The sequence below is a fragment of the Rhodococcus sp. IEGM 1408 genome (assembly GCF_033142235.1).
Classification (GTDB): Bacteria; Actinomycetota; Actinomycetes; order Mycobacteriales; family Mycobacteriaceae; genus Dietzia.
On sequence record NZ_JAWLRW010000038.1, the window covers coordinates 1 to 804 of the forward strand.

The 804-nt window shown below is 64.1% G+C and carries 1 protein-coding gene; it reads right to left on the minus strand.

Features of this window, described 5'->3' with window-relative positions:
• Positions 1-171: 171 nt before the first annotated feature.
• Positions 172-804 (minus strand): IS30 family transposase (locus R4P08_RS18380; protein ID WP_317815306.1); only part of this gene is annotated, 633 nt, incomplete at its 5' end.

Consider the following 804-nt stretch of genomic DNA (forward strand, 5'->3'; position numbering starts at 1 on the left):
GCCCGAGCTGCCGAAGACGCGATCCGGCAAGATCATGCGTCGCCTACTGCGCGACGTGGCCGAGGGCCGCGAACTCGGCGACGTGTCCACCCTCGTCGACCCGAAGGTGTTCGAGGCGATCAAGAAGGGCCGCTAGCGCTCAGCGCAGGTGAGCGGAAACTCGAGACGGGTTCACGTGGTCGTCGCAACGAGCAGTCGTTTGTTGTACTCCTCGAGTGGAGTATCCCATCCCAGGGTTTTTCTGGGGCGGTTGTTCAGTAGAGCGGCGACCTCGTCGAGCCGTTCGGGACCGTGCACCGACAAGTCGGTGCCCTTCTTGAAGTACTGACGGAGCAGGCCGTTGGTGTTCTCGTTGGTGCCCCGCTGCCACGGGGAGTGCGGGTCACAGAAGTAGATCTGCACCCCTGTGGCGATGGTGATCTCGGCATGCTTGGCCATCTCCCTTCCTTGATCCCAGGTGATCGAACGCATCAGTGCCGCAGGCAGTTCCGCGATCTTCGCCGTCATCGCTTCGGCCACCGACGCCGCCGAATGATCGATGGGCAGATGCAGCAACATCACCAACCGCGACGTCCGCTCGACCAGTGTCCCGATCGCCGACCCGCCCTTGGTGCCGATGATCAGATCACCCTCCCAATGGCCGGGAACGGTGCGGTCGGCGACCTCGGCGGGCCGTTCGGAGATATTGATCATCCCCGGAATCCGCGATCGCCGTTCGGTGGTGCGCCGGTGTGCGAGCCGCACCGGCCGACCCGTCCGAAGACGCCTGGTCAGCTCCTTGGTCAGGCCACCTTTGCTCTGAAC